Origin of the sequence: Helicobacter pylori HUP-B14 (genome assembly GCF_000259235.1) — a bacterium.
GTDB lineage: Bacteria > Campylobacterota > Campylobacteria > Campylobacterales > Helicobacteraceae > Helicobacter > Helicobacter pylori_CU.
In genome coordinates this window covers 384,638-400,962 of record NC_017733.1, presented here as the reverse complement: position 1 = coordinate 400,962, position 16,325 = coordinate 384,638, and the positions used below count along the sequence as shown (strand labels likewise).

At 39.0% G+C, this 16,325-nt stretch carries 16 protein-coding genes; 3 read left to right on the top strand and 13 right to left on the bottom strand.

Features of this window, described 5'->3' with window-relative positions:
* Window positions 1-327: 327 nt before the first annotated feature.
* Entirely contained in the window at window positions 328-1,440 is a 1,113-nt protein-coding gene (locus tag HPB14_RS01975; RefSeq protein WP_000908749.1) for a metallophosphoesterase, read from the bottom strand.
* A 198-nt stretch (window positions 1,441-1,638) separates the two neighbouring features.
* Here HPB14_RS01975 and acs point away from each other — a divergent pair, with 198 nt between their 5' ends.
* Window positions 1,639-3,627, top strand: coding sequence for an acetate--CoA ligase (acs, locus tag HPB14_RS01970; protein WP_001175424.1), 1,989 nt, complete (start codon window positions 1,639-1,641; stop codon window positions 3,625-3,627).
* A 106-nt stretch (window positions 3,628-3,733) separates the two neighbouring features.
* Here acs and HPB14_RS01965 read toward each other — a convergent pair whose 3' ends face one another.
* The 12 genes from HPB14_RS01965 to HPB14_RS01910 are packed head-to-tail and all read right to left on the bottom strand — an operon-like array spanning window position 3,734 to window position 14,329.
* Complete coding sequence (locus HPB14_RS01965) at window positions 3,734-4,174, bottom strand: ribosome maturation factor RimP (RefSeq protein ID WP_000162249.1); 441 nt, start codon at window positions 4,172-4,174, stop codon at window positions 3,734-3,736.
* Window positions 4,167-4,502 (bottom strand): 30S ribosome-binding factor RbfA, encoded by a 336-nt coding sequence (rbfA, locus tag HPB14_RS01960; protein ID WP_000991140.1) that lies wholly within the window; start codon window positions 4,500-4,502, stop codon window positions 4,167-4,169. The genes HPB14_RS01965 and rbfA overlap by 8 nt, the downstream gene beginning before the upstream one ends.
* On the bottom strand, window positions 4,502-7,336 hold the full coding sequence (gene infB / locus HPB14_RS01955) for a translation initiation factor IF-2 (RefSeq protein ID WP_000016267.1): 2,835 nt from the start codon (window positions 7,334-7,336) through the stop codon (window positions 4,502-4,504). Before infB ends, rbfA begins: the two co-directional genes overlap by 1 nt.
* Window positions 7,333-7,587 (bottom strand): DUF448 domain-containing protein, encoded by a 255-nt coding sequence (locus HPB14_RS01950; RefSeq protein WP_001232489.1) that lies wholly within the window; start codon window positions 7,585-7,587, stop codon window positions 7,333-7,335. The genes infB and HPB14_RS01950 overlap by 4 nt, the downstream gene beginning before the upstream one ends.
* Window positions 7,574-8,455 (bottom strand): homoserine kinase, encoded by an 882-nt coding sequence (gene thrB / locus HPB14_RS01945; protein WP_000261725.1) that lies wholly within the window; start codon window positions 8,453-8,455, stop codon window positions 7,574-7,576. The genes HPB14_RS01950 and thrB overlap by 14 nt, the downstream gene beginning before the upstream one ends.
* Before the next feature lie 53 nt (window positions 8,456-8,508).
* Window positions 8,509-8,982 (bottom strand): tRNA threonylcarbamoyladenosine biosynthesis protein TsaB, encoded by a 474-nt coding sequence (locus HPB14_RS01940; RefSeq protein WP_000417903.1) that lies wholly within the window; start codon window positions 8,980-8,982, stop codon window positions 8,509-8,511.
* Between the two features lie 21 nt (window positions 8,983-9,003).
* Entirely contained in the window at window positions 9,004-9,891 is an 888-nt protein-coding gene (gene lpxC / locus HPB14_RS01935) for a UDP-3-O-acyl-N-acetylglucosamine deacetylase (protein ID WP_000815183.1), read from the bottom strand.
* A complete protein-coding gene (gene minC, locus HPB14_RS01930) occupies window positions 9,888-10,472 on the bottom strand; it encodes a septum site-determining protein MinC (RefSeq protein WP_000921105.1) in 585 nt (194 codons plus the stop codon). Before minC ends, lpxC begins: the two co-directional genes overlap by 4 nt.
* Window positions 10,473-10,474: 2 nt before the next feature.
* Window positions 10,475-11,797: a M23 family metallopeptidase gene (locus HPB14_RS01925; protein WP_000522709.1), complete on the bottom strand. Its 1,323-nt coding sequence runs from the start codon at window positions 11,795-11,797 to the stop codon at window positions 10,475-10,477.
* A 9-nt stretch (window positions 11,798-11,806) separates the two neighbouring features.
* Window positions 11,807-12,751, bottom strand: a complete 945-nt coding sequence (locus HPB14_RS01920) for an outer membrane beta-barrel protein (RefSeq protein ID WP_000911233.1) — start codon at window positions 12,749-12,751, stop codon at window positions 11,807-11,809.
* 8 nt (window positions 12,752-12,759) lie between these two features.
* Window positions 12,760-13,617 carry an outer membrane beta-barrel protein gene (locus HPB14_RS01915; protein WP_014658431.1) on the bottom strand — a complete coding sequence of 286 codons (858 nt, stop codon included), beginning with the start codon at window positions 13,615-13,617 and terminating at the stop codon, window positions 12,760-12,762.
* On the bottom strand, window positions 13,607-14,329 hold the full coding sequence (locus tag HPB14_RS01910) for a hypothetical protein (protein WP_000523333.1): 723 nt from the start codon (window positions 14,327-14,329) through the stop codon (window positions 13,607-13,609). The genes HPB14_RS01915 and HPB14_RS01910 overlap by 11 nt, the downstream gene beginning before the upstream one ends.
* A 148-nt stretch (window positions 14,330-14,477) precedes the next feature.
* Between HPB14_RS01910 and panB the strand changes: the two genes are divergently transcribed.
* On the top strand, window positions 14,478-15,290 hold the full coding sequence (panB, locus tag HPB14_RS01905; RefSeq protein WP_000062697.1) for a 3-methyl-2-oxobutanoate hydroxymethyltransferase: 813 nt from the start codon (window positions 14,478-14,480) through the stop codon (window positions 15,288-15,290).
* Window positions 15,291-16,301, top strand: coding sequence for a Holliday junction branch migration DNA helicase RuvB (gene ruvB, locus HPB14_RS01900; RefSeq protein WP_000664498.1), 1,011 nt, complete (start codon window positions 15,291-15,293; stop codon window positions 16,299-16,301). It begins immediately after the preceding gene.
* Window positions 16,302-16,325: the final 24 nt, after the last annotated feature.

The following is a 16,325-nucleotide window of genomic DNA, read 5'->3' as shown; positions in this document are numbered from 1 at the left end:
ATTCGAACACTGATTATATCATAATTTTAAATTAGTTTAAGAAAATTTTAATAAAAGCTTTAGTTAAAATCAAGCTCTTTTGTATTTGGTTGTTGGTTGTAAAAAATGCCTTTAAGCGTTTTTTATGGATAATTTTTAAAATCATTTGCTAAAAATCACCATTTTATTGTATAATCACAATCCAACCATTCCTTATGGTTTGGTTGGCACCGCTAAGATTGAAGGGTCACCTCCCCCTCCTTTCCCTTTGTCTTGGCGGTTGTTTTTAACTCCTTGTTTTAATTCTTATTTTTAACCGCTTGATTACGATTTTAAGATTTTGTTTGACTAAGCTTGATTTTTAGGTAAAAGCCTAAGGTATGCGATCTCGCTAGGGGCTAAAAACCTTAAAGGAATCCCCCAATACCCTGCCCCACTGCTCACATAAATTTGAGTGGTGGGGCTGTGCTTGTATAAACCATGTAAATAGGTTTGCGCCAACTTGACTAAAAGGCTAAAGGGAAAGATTTGCCCTGCATGGGTATGCCCTGAAAGCACTAGATCTACAGAGTGGCTTTCTTTGAGGCTTCTAATTTGTTTAGGTTGGTGGGCTAAAAGGATCGTGGGCTTACTCTCATTGCGCTTTTTTAACGCTTTGTCAATATTGGGGGCAAAATTTTGACGCTTCCTTGCGAAATAATCATACACGCCGCACAAATTGATCCCCCCTAAATGCACGCACTCATTCCCTAAAATCGTCAAATTAAGCGTGTCAAGAAACGATAAAATCGGCTCTATGCCATGATAATACTCATGGTTTCCTGGCACATAAAAAGTGCCATGCGTGCTTTTAAGGTTGTTTAAAGGCAGTAAAAAGGATTTGACTTTTTCAATGTTTTCATCCACTAAATCCCCTCCAATCAGCACCATATCCACTTCTTTTTGATTGACTTCTTCTACAATGTAATCAACAAAATCTTTTTGCAACAAACTCCCCACATGCATGTCTGTGAGTAAAATAATCTTTAATTCTTTATCCAGCTTGTCTAAATAAATAGGGGTTTCTTTGATTTTAGGGCGGGCTAACCCTTCATAAAAGCCACGCCAAAAATACCCTAATAACGCCAGATAAAACCCTAATTTTAAAAAGTTTTTTAAACTTTTACGCCTTGAATATAAAAAATCTATTTTTTCTACAGAGTAGGAAAACCCGTAAAAACTTAAAGAAAAAACAAACACAATAAAGGATACAAACGAACACGCTGAAGTCAAAACAAACAAATGGCTAGGCATAGCATTTCTATAAAAAACAAAAGCCGCCTCGCCCATGCTCAAAAGGATGAAAAACCCCAAATAAGCGTATCGAGAGATTTTCTTTAGGGTTAAAAACGATTTTAACATCCTAAAAGAACTATAATTCAAAAGACATAAAACCAATAAAAACGCTATGGAAATCAGCATACCACCCTTTTATTATCATAAAGTGTTCTGTCATTCTATCATATTAACGCTAATACACCCTTTAGGTTTCATCGTGCTATTTCCTTTTTTATCAGTCTCAATCCACACAGAAAGAGAAAAGTATCCCTCCCTTTAAAAGAGTGTGAATTTGGATATAATAATTAAAAATGCGCTTAAAACCATGAAAAAGGAGATGCGATGCAATTAGACGAAGATTTAGAATTCGCTAAAAAAATCTTTAACCCTAACAGAGCGTTTGCCAAGCAAGCCAGGATTAAAAACATGTGCGAATATAAAGATTTAGTGCATGAAGCCAATGAAGATTATGAACATTTTTGGGGCGAGTTAGCCAAGCAAAAACTCACATGGTTTAAACCTTTTGATAAGGTTTTAAACAGCGATAACGCCCCTTTTTTCAAATGGTTTGAAAACGGCAAAATCAATGTTTCTTACAATTGCATAGACAGGCATTTAAAAGACAAAAAAAATAAAGTAGCGATCATTTTTGAAGGGGAAATGGGGGATTATAATGTCATCACTTACAGAAAACTCCACTCTGAAGTCAATAAAACAGCCAACCTTTTAAAAAACGAATTCAATGTCAAAAAAGGCGACAGAGTCATTATCTATATGCCCATGATTGTAGAAAGCGTTTATATGATGCTCGCATGCGCTAGGATTGGAGCGATCCATAGCATCGTTTTTGCTGGGTTTAGCCCTGAAGCCTTAAGGGATAGGATCAACGACGCTCAAGCCAAATTAGTTATCACAGCGGATGGGACTTTTAGAAAAGGCAAACCTTACATGCTCAAGCCAGCCCTTGACAAGGCTCTAGAAAATAACGCCTGCCCTAGCGTGGAAAAAGCGCTCATTGTGATACGAAACGCCAGAGAGATTGACTATGTGAGAGGGCGCGATTTTGTCTATAATGAAATGGTCCATTACCAATCCGATAAATGCGAACTTGAAATGATGGACTCTGAAGATCCTTTATTCTTGCTCTATACAAGCGGATCAACCGGGAAACCTAAAGGCGTTCAACACAGCAGTGCGGGGTATTTGCTATGGGCGCAAATGACGATGGAGTGGGTTTTTGATATTAGAGATAACGATAATTTTTGGTGCACCGCCGATATTGGCTGGATCACAGGGCACACTTATGTAGTTTATGGACCTTTAGCTTGCGGGGCAACGACTTTGATACTAGAAGGCACGATGTCTTATCCGGATTATGGGAGATGGTGGAGAATGATAGAAGAATACCGCGTGGATAAATTCTACACTTCCCCCACTGCTATAAGAATGTTGCATGCCAAAGGCGAAAACGAACCCTTAAAGTATAATTTAGAATCGCTCAAAGTTTTAGGAACGGTGGGAGAGCCCATTAACCCTACAGCATGGAAATGGTTTTATGAAAAAATCGGTAACTCAAAATGCAGTATCGTGGATACTTGGTGGCAAACAGAAACAGGCGGACATATCATCAGCCCTTTACCGGGAGCTACGCCTATAAGGGCCAGCTGCGCGACTTTGCCTTTGCCTGGCATCCATGCAGAAGTTTTAAACGAAGACGGCACCAAAACAAAGCCCGGAGAGCAAGGGTTTTTATGCATCACTAAGCCATGGCCTTCTATGGTAAGAAACATTTGGGGCGATGAAAAACGATACATTGATAGCTATTTTTCTCAGATCAAGTTGAATGGGGAATATGTCTACCTCTCTGGAGATGGCGCTATCGTGGATGAAAACGGATACATCACTATTATTGGGCGCACAGATGATATTGTGAATGTGAGCGGGCATAGGATTGGCACGGCTGAAGTGGAGAGTGCTATTTCTAAACATGAAATGGTGGCTGAATGCGCGGTAGTGGGTATCCCTGATACGATTAAAGGAGAGGGCTTGTTTGCGTTTGTGGTGCTGTGCGATGGGGCTAAATGCAATCTTGGCGAGAGTTTAGAATTGTTAAAAGAAATGAATCATATCTTATCCGTTGAAATTGGAAAGATCGCCAAATTAGACAATGTCATGTATGTGCCAGGTTTGCCTAAAACCAGGAGCGGGAAAATCATGAGAAGGCTTTTGAAATCTATCGCCAAAAAAGAGCCCATCACTCAAGATTTAAGCACGCTAGAAGATGTGAATGTGGTTAAAGAAATAATGAGTATCGTTCAAATGGAAGAGTGAAATCTCAAAAATGCTTTTTGGCGTTTTTTAGCCAAATAACAAGAGCCAATTTCAATCCAGCGATAATCTCTTACAAGGTGTAAAAACGCTACCGCTTCGCATTATTTCACCACTCAAAAAGCGTTTTAACTTTCTTTAAATCTTTATACTCCACGCTTTTGATAGCGTGATCCTCTAATTCAAAATCCGCGCTCAAATCGTTAGCGTCTTTAAGGACCGCTTGAAAGCTTTCTTTATTGATAAGTTTGACTTCCACTTTTTCGCCTAAAGAAAGCTTGAAGTGTTTGGGGGTTTTAAGCGTTCTTTCTAACCCCATAGAGCTCACTTCTAAAATATAAGCGTCTTGAATAAAATCGCACACATCTAATAAGGGCGAAATCACCTCGCTCACTTGTTGGCAAATGTCCAAACTAACCGCCCCATTAGGGTTTTTAAGGCTCACCCTTAAAACATGCTGCTCGTTTTCTTTAACCAAACTCACATCATAAAGCAAGTATCCCAAGCTTTCAATCACGCCCTCTATTTTCTCTTCTATTTTTTTAGTCATTATCTTTCCCTTTAGCGATTTCATTAAATAAGGCGTCTAGGCGGAGCTGCTTTTCCAAACTATTGTCTAAAACAAAACTGAGTTTTGGGCATTTAAACCACCCGCTCGCTTGCAAAACAAATTGCCTAATCAAACCCTCAGCTTTTTTCAATTTGGAAAGGATTTTATGATCTGATGAAAGCACAAACACCAAAGCGTGGTGTTTCCCTTTAGAGCATTCCACTTTAGTAACGCTTAAAGAATTCAACTCGCCATCATTCAAGCCCGCTAAAGCCTCTTGCAGTAATTCTAAAAGATTGGATTCTAAGCGTTCTTTATGAGCGTTCATTAGAGGGTTCTTTTTTTATGGATTTCTTTATAGGTTTCAAACACATCACCCACTTTAATCTCATTATAATTTTCTAGCATGATCCCACACTCATAGCCCTTAGAAACTTCTTTCACATCATCTTTAAAGCGTTTCAAAGAAAGGATTTCGCCGGTATGAACCACCACACCATCTCTAATCAAACGCGCCTTAATGCCACGAGCGATCACCCCATCGCTCACCACACACCCAGCTATCGTACCCACTTTAGGGATATTAAAGGTTTCTCTCACTTCCGCTTGCCCGGTATGCTCTTCTTCAATAATAGGACTCATCAAGCCTAATAGTAACGATCGCATTTCTTCAATCAAGGCGTAAATCACCGTGTAAGTTTTAATGCTCACATTGTATTCTTTAGCCTTATTTTTCACATTACCAGTGGGGCGGATATTAAAGCCTAAAATCACCGCATGCTCACTGCTAGAAACCAGGCTCAAATCATTCTCAGTAATGCCCCCCACCCCTGAGTGGATCACTTGAATCGCTACTTCTTCGTTATTAAGCTCTAACAAGCTGTTTTTAATGGCTTCTAAGCTTCCTTGCGTATCCGCTTTAATGACTACAGGAATATTTTTTAATTCCTTATTAGCGACCATTTCTGAAAGCTCATCAAAAGACACTTTAGTGCTTTTACTCAACGCTTTTTGGCGTAAATAAGTCGCCCTCTTTTGAGCTTGTAAGCGCGCGATAGAATCGTTTTCTACCCCTATTAAAACAGATCCCGCAGGCGGCACTTCGCTCAAGCCTGTGATGAGAGCCACCATAGAGGGTTTTAAATTTTGAATGCTCTTGCCTTGATCGTCAGTCATCGTTCTTACTTTACCAAACGCCGTTTCAGCAAAAAAACTATCCCCCACGCTCAAAGTCCCGCTTTGGACAATCACAGTGGCTACTGCCCCACGCCCTTTTTCCACGCTCCCTTCTAAAACAACCGCTCTAGCGCTGCCCTCTTCTATGGCTTTTAATTCCATAATATCCGCTTGGATAAGAATGGTTTCTAATAAATTGTCAATGCCATCGCCCGTTTTAGCTGAAACAGGGATAAATTCATATTCTCCGCCCCAATCCACAGGGTTATAACCAAGCTCAGCGCATTCGGCTTTGAGTTTGTCCGGATTCACATTAGGCTTATCCATTTTATTCATCGCAAAAATCACAGGCACATTAGCGGCCTTTGCATGCTCTAAAGCTTCAATAGTCTGTTGCTTCACGCCATCATCAGCCGCTATCACAATCACTGCAATATCTGTAACTTGAGCCCCACGATTACGCATCTGGCTGAAAGCTTCATGCCCTGGAGTGTCAATGAAAGACACCCATTTGTTATTCTTTTCTACCATGTAAGCGCCAATGTGCTGAGTGATCCCCCCAGCTTCAGTGTGAGCGACTCTTTTATCACGGATCTTATCCAGTAGTGAAGTTTTACCATGATCCACATGCCCCATGATAGTCACCACAGGCGGACGCTCTTTTTTCACCCCATCTAGCACTTCTTCTACTTCAAATTCTTCTAAGGTGTTTTGAACAGAGATTTCTAAATGAAACTCTTCGGCTAAAATTTCTATGCTATCCTTATCCAAAAAGTCGTTTTTAGTTACCATAAGCCCTAAATTAAAGAGGGTTTTAATCACATCAGCCAGATTCAAATTCGCTTTTTGTGCGAATTCATAGACGCGCACTTCTTCAGGGATTGCAATCGCGCTTTGGATCACTTTTTGGCTGTTATCGTTACGAAATGCACGCTTTTTCTTGGATTGTCGTTTGATCCCGCTTTCATTCATCCAAGGGTTTTTCCTTTGGACGCGCACCCTGTCGTTGATATTTTGGCGTGCTTCTTTTTCTTCTTCTTCCTTATTGAAATTATCTTGTTCATGCAAATCAAACAATAAGATTTCATCGGTTTCATCATCATAAATATCATTGCCCTTAAAATCCCTCGCATCGCTCAAATCAATTTTATGGGATTTGTTGTTTTTGGCTGTGGGGGTGGCTTTGGGCTTACTGGGTCTTTTAACTTTTTTAGCCTCTTGTTTGTCTTTTTCTTGCCATTCTTTTTTAATGTCTTCAAAAATAGCCACCGCGCTTTGAGTGGGTTTTTTGCTTTCTGTTACGCTGTTTTCAATTTCATTTTCTGTTTCATCGTTGCGTTTAATCACCCTAAAACCGGTGCGTCTTTTAATGTTTTCATGGCGTTTGATCTCTTGCTCTTGCTTTTTAACTTCGCTGATTTCTTTTTTAGCGTTATTAGCGTTATTGGTGCTGTTAGCGTTGCTTTGGGTGAGCTTGTTTAGGGCTTCTCGGCTTTTTTGGATTTCTTGGAGTTTTTGCTTGGCTTTTTCTATTTGAGAGTGGCTAACCACTTTAGGGGTGTTTTCTGTAGGGGGCGTTTGGTTTTCAAAAGTGTTGACAATCTCTATTCCTCCCTTCTTTTTAGCAATGGGCGTGGGAGCTTCTTTTTTCTTTTCTTTAGTTTTTTTGGGCTTTGGCTGGCTTTTTGTTTCTTCTTTTTTAGGCGTTTTAGAAGCCTTTTTAGCAAGCGGCTTAGGCGTTGCGGCTGTATTCAAATCGTCTTTATTGTCTTGTTCAAGATTCTTAGCGGGTTGATTAGCTTGTATTTGTTCTTTAATGCCATCCACAATGTATTTGTATAGCTTGCCTGCCTGCTCTGGGGTCATTTTAGAATTTGTCTTAAGCTCTAAACCAATATCTTTGGCTTGCTCGATCACATTTTTAAGCTCTTTTTGGGTCTTACCAAGCTCGGCTAAAAATTCCTTTAAATCAACCATACCACTCATGCTATGCTTCTCTCCTTAATCCAAGTAATGATATTTTTGGTATCTTTTGGGGCATTCTTCATTTTTGAAACCGCTTTCAACAACTTTTTTTCTCCATTTTTCAAACAATTTCCACACACATAAAAACTACGGCCTGTGCCATCAAACTCCATGATTTGATTGTCAAAGCTTTTCAAACGCAACAAATCCTTTTGGGGTTGGCGCATTCTGCACGCCACGCACATGCGGATTTTAATTTCAGTCTTTCTCAATAAGGACTCCATCATTGTCAAAATCTAAAACCGCTACCCTGAATTTAGGGAATTTCTTGCTCAAAACCTGCTTTAATTTAGGGGCGTCTTCTTCATAACACATGTTAAAAAACGACGAACCGCTCCCTGAAAGCGTGCTCATTAAGGCGTTATTTTCTAAAGCGAGCTTTTGGATCGCAAACAACACAGGATAAGTTTGCATGCGCTTGTATTGATGCATCCTATCTTTAGCACAACAACGCAACAAATCCCACTTCCCTTGCACAATCGCCATCGTCATCAAGCTCGCATGCGAAAGGTTAAACACGCTTTCTTGCACGCTGTAACGCTTGGGCAAGAGGTGGCGCGATTGCTTGGTAGAAATGGCCCTATTAGGGATCACCATCACCGCTTTTAAAAAAGAAGGGATTTTGGTTTTTAAACTTATCACTTTCTTTTTTTCCACAAACGCTGCATTATACCCCCCAAAGACCGCTGGGGTGATATTATCCGGGTGGTTTTCATAAATTAGAGCGGTATTGACAATATTTTCTCTATCAAAATCAAACCCTAAAAACGCAAACGCTGAAGCGACCGCCCCCACAATCATCGCCGAGCTAGACCCCATGCCCCTTGTAATAGGGACTTTATTATGCAATAAAAATTTAAACGATCCGTCATTCCCATGCTTTTTTAAAATCTCATAAAACACTTTAGTGAAAATATTGTTGGTTAAAAATTTAGGAATCCCTTCACCCTCCCCAACCAATTTCACCGCATGGAAACTGCTAGGCTCAATAAAAAAACGATTGCGTAAATTCAAGCTCAAACCCAAGCAATCAAAACCGGGGCCTAAATTCGCACTCGTTGCAGGAACACTCACTACCAAATTTTAAACCCCTATTGTTGATACCCTTTCATTTTTAAAACTAGCATTATACACTAAATAGGAGGCAAAATGTAAAACGGCGTGTTCAATTGAGTGAATTTGTCTTTCTCTAAAAAAGAGGGCAACATGAAATCTTTTGGTGCAATTTTCAAATCTTTAAAATCGGTTAAGCTTTCCCTTTCTTTTGAAACAAAGTATTTATTGGCATACGCCAAAATGGGCGTGTTGTCGTTAAAATCAAAGCCTGTAGTTGAATAGAGTTCAAAGTCATGGATTAAAGCCAAAGTGTGTAAGAAAACATGCGTGAGCTTTAGGCTAGTGAAACTCCCTGGTCCTTTAGCGTAATAAACCCCTTTAATCGCCGGTAAAGTAGGGTTTTTAAAATCTTTGAATAATTGTGAAAAAACTTCCACTAAAGCTTCGCTTGTTTTTGATTTGGAAGTGTAAGAAGTGCATAAAAAATTGTTTTGATACACTCCAAGCGAGACCCCATCGCCTAAAGAAATAAGTGCTAAATCCAATTCCAAAAAACAAACCCTAATTCAGGATTAAGCGAAAGCCTTTTGCAACGCAAATTCTTTAGCCGAATCTGTAGTGATCAGAACTTCGTAATTTTTAGCGTCCGCTAAAATGGCTTTAACCAGCATGGAATTGAGCTTGTGACTGCCTGAAAAAGAAGTGTATTTGCCCATCACAAGCATGCCTAAGACCATTAGATCCCCCATAGCGTCTAAAATCTTATGGCACACGAATTCTTTTTCGCACCTCAAGCCCTCTTTATTCAAAATGCTATTTTCATCTAGCACGATGCAATTGTTCAAACTCCCCCCTTTAGCCAAACCAATGGATCGCAAGTAATTCACTTCTTGCAAAAACCCAAAGGTGCGGGCTTTAGCGACTTGCTCTTTGTAAGCGGTTTTACTAAAGATGAAATGATGGGCTTGCTTAGCGATAACCGGATGGTTAAAATCAATCGTGAAATTCAAAGAAAGCTGGCTGTCTGGCTCAATTTTAACAAATTTATCGCCCTCTCTAATCTCAACGGCTTGCTTGATTTCCATCACCTTTTTAGGAGCGTCTAATTCTTTAATCCCTGCTTCATCTAAAAGCATGCAATAAGTCAAAGCACTCCCATCCATGATAGGGATCTCTTCGTTATCCACAGAGATTTTAAGATTATCAACACCATACGCATGGATAGCTGAAAGCAAATGCTCAATCGTAGAAATTCTAGCGTTATCCTTACCCAAAACGGTTGCCATTTTGGTATCCACGATGTTTTCAGGTTTTAAGGGGAGCTTCACGCCTAAATCAGAGCGGTAAAAAACAATGCCTTGATTTTCTTCTAATGGCTCTAAAACAAGCTTCACAGGAACGCCCTTGTGCAAGCCTATCCCTACTAATTCTACAGAGTGGTTAATGGTTGTTTGTTTCATAATACTTCCTTTATGTCTAGTATATCGTCATTTTTAGTGATTATTTTAATATTTTTATTTACCAAAAGCCGTTCAATCTCTTTTAAAGATAAAATTTTATTTTGAAAAACGATTTGAGCGCTCTTGACTTCTTTTAAGATCAAATACTCTCCAAAGCACACAATCGCCCCTTCGCAAACCCCATAAACCGACACACAGCCTTCTGAAATAATCTTGGCTCCATTGTGGATATTACCCAAAAAAATAAGATGATTAGCGCTATAAATCTCTTCCCCACTCCTGATATGGCGCTCATAAATCGTTGTTTTAGGTTCTATCGCATTAGGGCTATTTTGCTTTAAAAGGTTAGCGTCTTTTTCTGTGGTTTTGATATAGCGCCCGTTTAAAGCGCGATTCGTTTCTAAAAACAAAAGCTGGTGTTTGTGCAAAACGGCTTTGACTTCTGATTCAATATCGTATTTAAAAATAATAAGAAAATATTGCAAAAGGGCATGGTTTTTTTCTAAAAATTCCATGACCGCCTCAGGCTCTTGCTTTTCAATTTCAAACGCATGCACGTTTTTTTGATTCGTTTTTAACATGACTATCCTTTCATTAAAAGCCGTTTGGCTTGCTCTATGGGGGTGATGATATTGGTTTTTATCCATTGCTCATTAAGCCATTCATTGGGCCGGACAAAAACCCCTTGCAAAAGCATCCCTAAATGCAACCCGCTCCCTAATTTCAAACCACTACTCCCCACGCTTTCATCATCTTTTAAATGCGCTAAAAAAACGCACAAACCTAACCCATAGCAATTGATTAAACTATTACCATAAAAATCCAACTCCCCCTTAAAAACCCTCTTTACCGATGGATCAAACGCTAAAGATAAATCCTTACTGGGCATCAAATCCACCCCTAAATGCAAGAATTTAAACAACACCTGATTGTCCTTTAAAAACCGCCGATTTTCTAAAAAATTGCTTGTCATTTTAAAAGACCCATTCAAAGGTTTTAGCGCTTGAAAATGAGAAAAATCCTTATCAAAATCCCCTTGCTCTAAAGCGATCTTTTGGATTTTTTCTAAATCTTTTAAGCGCGCGTTGGAAAACATTTCTAATAAAGTTTGCTCAGTGTGATTTTGAAATTTTTCTTGCTTTGCAACCTTATCTTTTAAAGTGCTTAAGTTTATATCCCTTTCCCTCAAACGATGGGTTTTTCGCTTGAACAATAAAGGGGTGGTATTGGAGTTATAGGCTTTATCTTTAGCGACAATGAACGCCTTAAAATCCTTATTCTCATAAGACCAAGGCACTAAAGCGATAAAAACATTACGCTGTTTGAATTCTAAAAACCTGAACGCTTTAAAATCCTTTTTTTTGACGCGCACAAACGCTTGAGACAAATTCTTATCCAAAGCTTCAAAGATGACTATCGCACTCCCTCCATAAGCGATGCTTGGGGATCGAGATAAAACACTAATTAAAGGTTTTATCGTATCAACACACACTTCCTGTTTGAAAGACGCCTTATTGCCATTGAAAAAATTAGCATAGCTCCAATCGCTCGCCTGAAATTCATAATCAAGGCACTTGTCTTCTAATCCCATGATTTCAGGCCTAATCAAAGGCACTTCTAAAGACTTGGGTTTATCCAATACCAGACTTTCTTTTTCATATAAGATCAAATTGTCTTTTGTGGTTACTTTTATCTCATAGCGTTTGATGCCCTTTGGGGCTGTGATTTTAACCTTAATGGGTTTTTTCAAATCCCAAAAAAGCGCTTCATTGTTATTATCAAACGCATTTTCTTCGCTCTTTAGACTAAAACTTAAAGCTCTGGGTTTTGTGATAAAAGCGTTAAAAATCAAATAACCCCCCAAAATTAAAACGACTAACGCTAAAATTTTAAACCCTAACCCCAAAATCAAGCCTCAAAAAATGAACGCATAATTCACTAATAAAAAACTGGATCGCTTGAACTGGTTGTTAGCCGAAATCAACAATCGTTCATCATTTTCTTTATTTTGATAAATCGCTCCTTCTTCTACTCCCATTCTCAAATAGCTAATCGGTAATTTTGTGCCAATTTCTAAGCGGTGTTTCCTATAAAGCGTTAAACTCACGCCCACATTAAAAGTGTAATCCACTTCAATCAAAGATTTCCATAAAAAATTAGGGCTTGAATAACCCCCTACTACCAAATCCCTCCCGTTTTGATTAGGCTTGTCTTGATAAAGCATAAGCCCTATCCCAAAACCCGCATAAACGCCTAAAAAATGCTTTTTAGTTTTAAAATCTAAAGGCATATCAAACAACAAATCCGTATTCATAGCCCCTAAAACATAAAAAAACGAGCCTACAGATTGCTTGCTTGCATTCTCTTTTAACACCCCTCCCCCAAGCAATAAATCTCCATAAAATCGTGTCCCAAAATAAGGCACAAAGTATTTTTGATACCCGAATTTAGCGCTAATCATAGAAACAGGAGCGTTAATCTTAATATTGTTTTTAAACGCGCTAGGGGCATTCGCGCCATATCTGTCTAGCATCTCCCCTTGATAAGAAAGATTAAATCCCCCATAAGCATACCCGCCCCCTAAAAAAACCCCGCTCTTATCATCGGCTATGGAAAAAGATTTGAGTAATTTTTTTCTTTTCTTTGAAGAAATCTTTGGGTAAGTTCGCTCTAAATATTCTTCTTCAAACTTATCCTTATCCATCTCTTTGGGCAAAACCCCTTTTTCGGTGAGCTGTTGCTTTAAATGGTTTATTTTTTCGTCTAATTGTTGGTTTTCTTCTTCTAAATTGTCATAATCTGTCGCTTGAAGTCCTATAATGAGCGCGATATAAATCAAACCATATTTAAATTTCAACATTTTAGCCTTTACAATAAATAGTTGTAACTAATATAATAAATATTAGTGCTTTTAAAATAATATAAAAAGGTTTGCGAAGTTTCTTTTAAGGGAGGCATTTTTAAGGCTAATTCAAAGCGGTGTTTGAGGTTAAGCGTCATGCTCACCCCTAAATTTAGCACCAATCCAAAAGCGTTAGGCTGTGAATACCCTTTAACCTCTTTTAAATTTTGATACATCCCATTCCACCCCACTCCAACGCCTCCAAATATCCCTAACGCAAACCTTTTTTCTTTGTCAATAGGCTTATCCATCAATAGATCAATATTCAAGCTTGCGGTTTGATAAGAAGCTAAAGAATCGCTTTTAAACCCTTTCATCGCCCCCCCTAAATACTCCCCATAAAAGCGTAAGGCGCTAATCCCGTTAGCGAAATACTTTTGATACCCGCCCCTTAAACCATACAGCAAGGGAGAAGCCTGAATATTGCTTAAAAGTTCAAACTTCTCATAAGAATGAGCGCTAACCCCTATATCGCCAAGGATCACGCCTATAAAAAAACCGCTCTTACTTTTAGCCATTTGTTGGAATAAGATGGATTCATTCTTTTCATGCAATTCCCCTTTGAGCATGTAAAGCTGGCGTTTTTTCTTATGGATTTCTTCAAGCAGGCTTTTTTCATCAATCTTTTTTGCCACTTCATTTTCTTCTTTAATCTCTAGCGTTTGGGTGCGTTTTTCTTCCAAAAGAATGGGAGCGTCTTTAGGGGTATTTTCTTCAGTCGTGTTCGTTTCAGTCATGTTTTCTTTGGCAATATTCTCTTCAGCGTGCAAGCTTAAAATAAAACCAAAGCATAAAATGAGATTTCTTATTTTTTTAGAACACATATTGATACCCAATGCTTGCTATAGCTCCCCACCAAGTCTCTTTTGAAGAATTAGATTGCAAAAAAGGGAAATTATTCAAAATTTTAAATTCAAATTCAATGCGGTTTTTTTCTAATACCGTTAGAGCCAATCCTGCGTTAAAAGACATCCCCCATTCCGCCGTATAATTCACCCCATGCGCCACAACCCCTAAACCTAAACCCATATACCCTCCCATATAAAGGTATTTCCCCACAAAGGGCAAAGGAAAGTCTAATAAAAAATCCCCATTCAGCATGACCGATTGAAACCCCACGCTCCCAAAACCCGCTTTCTTAGGAGCTCCTCCATAATATTGGATATAAATGCGCCTGCCAATGATATTGGGCTTAACCAAGCGCGCAAAAAACGACGGCCTGAAGGTTTGATAGCCAAAACGCAAGCCATAGGCAAACAAATAATTTAAAATATTCCCGGTGATACTGGAGCTATTGGTTTTGACCATGATTTCATGGTTATAAAAAAACCCAGTATTGATCCCTAAAATAAGCCCGCTTTTAGCGTTCGCCCTTTTTAAGTCTCTGATCAATTCCTCAACTTCTTTATCTTCATAAGCTTTATAATACTTGATATATTTGTAGTATTTGGGGTCTAGGGTGTCATAATCAAGCGCACTCAATCCTGCATAAAACCCCATTAAAGACCATAAAATAGCTCGTTTCTTAAGACCCAAAATCGCTAAATCCCTTGAATTGTTTGTTAAAAGTTTCTTTCAATTATACTAAAATAATTAAAATGACCGGTTAAAATGGAGTAAAATTTTTACCCACCCCAATAAAGTCATGCTACAATGCCACTATATTTAACACTTAGGATTTTTAATGAGCATGCAAACCGCCCCAATTAAAAAAATCACTCTCAACCACCTCCAAGCTAAAAAAAATCAAGAAAAAATCATCGCCATTACCGCTTATGATGCGCTGTTCGCTCAAATATTTGATCCGCTAGTGGATGTGATTTTAGTGGGCGATAGTTTGAATATGAGTTTTTTCAACCAAAACGACACTTTAAGCGCAAGTGTAAAAATGATGCTCTATCACACTAAAGCCGTGTGCGCAGGCGCTAAGACTCCTTTTATCATCACGGACATGCCCTTTGGAAGTTATAAAGATGAAAAAACAGCCCTAAAAAACGCCATTAGAGTTTATAAAAAAACCCAAGCGAGCGCGATCAAACTAGAGGGGGGGAAAGAAAAAGCGAAACTGGTTAAAACGCTCACTAATGAGGGCGTTATTGTGGTAGGGCATATTGGCTTGATGCCTCAATTCGTGCGCCTTGATGGAGGTTATAAGATTAAGGGCAAAAATGAAGAACAGCAAAAAAAGCTTTTAGAAGACGCCTTGAGTTTGGAAGAAGCTGGGGTGGGTTTGTTGGTTTTAGAGGGTATAACCACCCCTATCGCTCAAACAATCACGCAAAAAATCAAAATCCCCACGATCGGCATAGGGAGCGGCAAGGATTGCGACGGGCAGATTTTAGTGTGGAGCGATATGTTAGGCTTTTTTGATAGTTTTAAGCCTAAATTCGTGCGAGAATACCTTAAGGGGAAAGAATTGGTTCAAAACGCGATTCAACAATACGCTGATGATGTGAAAAAGGGAAACTTCCCTAACGAATTAGAAAGTTATCATTAAATGAAAGAACGGATAGTCAATTTAGAAACTTTGGATTTTGAAACTTCTCAAGAAGTGAGTTTGCGCCCTAATCTTTGGGAAGATTTTATCGGTCAAGAAAAGATTAAAAGCAACTTGCAAATTTCTATTTGCGCGGCTAAAAAACGCCAAGAAAGTTTGGATCACATGCTCTTTTTTGGCCCACCCGGTTTGGGTAAAACTTCAATCAGCCATATCATCGCTAAAGAAATGGAAACCAATATCAAAATCACCGCCGCTCCCATGATAGAAAAAAGCGGTGATTTGGCCGCCATTTTGACGAATTTGCAAGCTAAAGACATTCTTTTTATTGATGAAATCCACCGACTTAGCCCGGCGATTGAAGAGGTTTTATACCCGGCTATGGAAGATTTTAGATTGGATATTATCATAGGCTCAGGCCCAGCCGCTCAAACCATTAAGATTGATTTACCCCCTTTCACCCTCATCGGCGCTACCACTAGAGCCGGAATGCTCTCTAACCCCTTAAGAGACAGATTTGGCATGAGTTTTAGGATGCAATTTTATAGCCCTAGCGAACTTTCTCTCATCATCAAAAAAGCCGCTGCCAAACTCAACCAAGACATCAAAGAAGAAAGCGCTGATGAAATCGCTAAAAGGAGTAGAGGCACGCCAAGGATCGCTTTAAGGCTTTTAAAAAGGGTGCGCGATTTTGCGCTAGTCAAAAATTCAAGCTTAATGGATTTAAACATCACTTTGCATGCTTTGAATGAATTAGGCGTGAATGAATTAGGCTTTGATGAAGCGGATTTGGCGTATTTATCTTTGTTGGCTAACGCTCAAGGACGACCGGTGGGTTTGAACACGATTGCAGCGTCTATGAGAGAAGATGAAGGTACGATTGAAGACGTGATTGAGCCTTTTTTACTCGCTAATGGTTATTTAGAGCGCACCGCTAAAGGCAGGATCGCCACGCCTAAAACCCATGCGCTTTTAAAAATCCCCACTTTAAAGTCTCAAACTTTATTTTAATCTTGTTTAGAAAGAAAATTACAC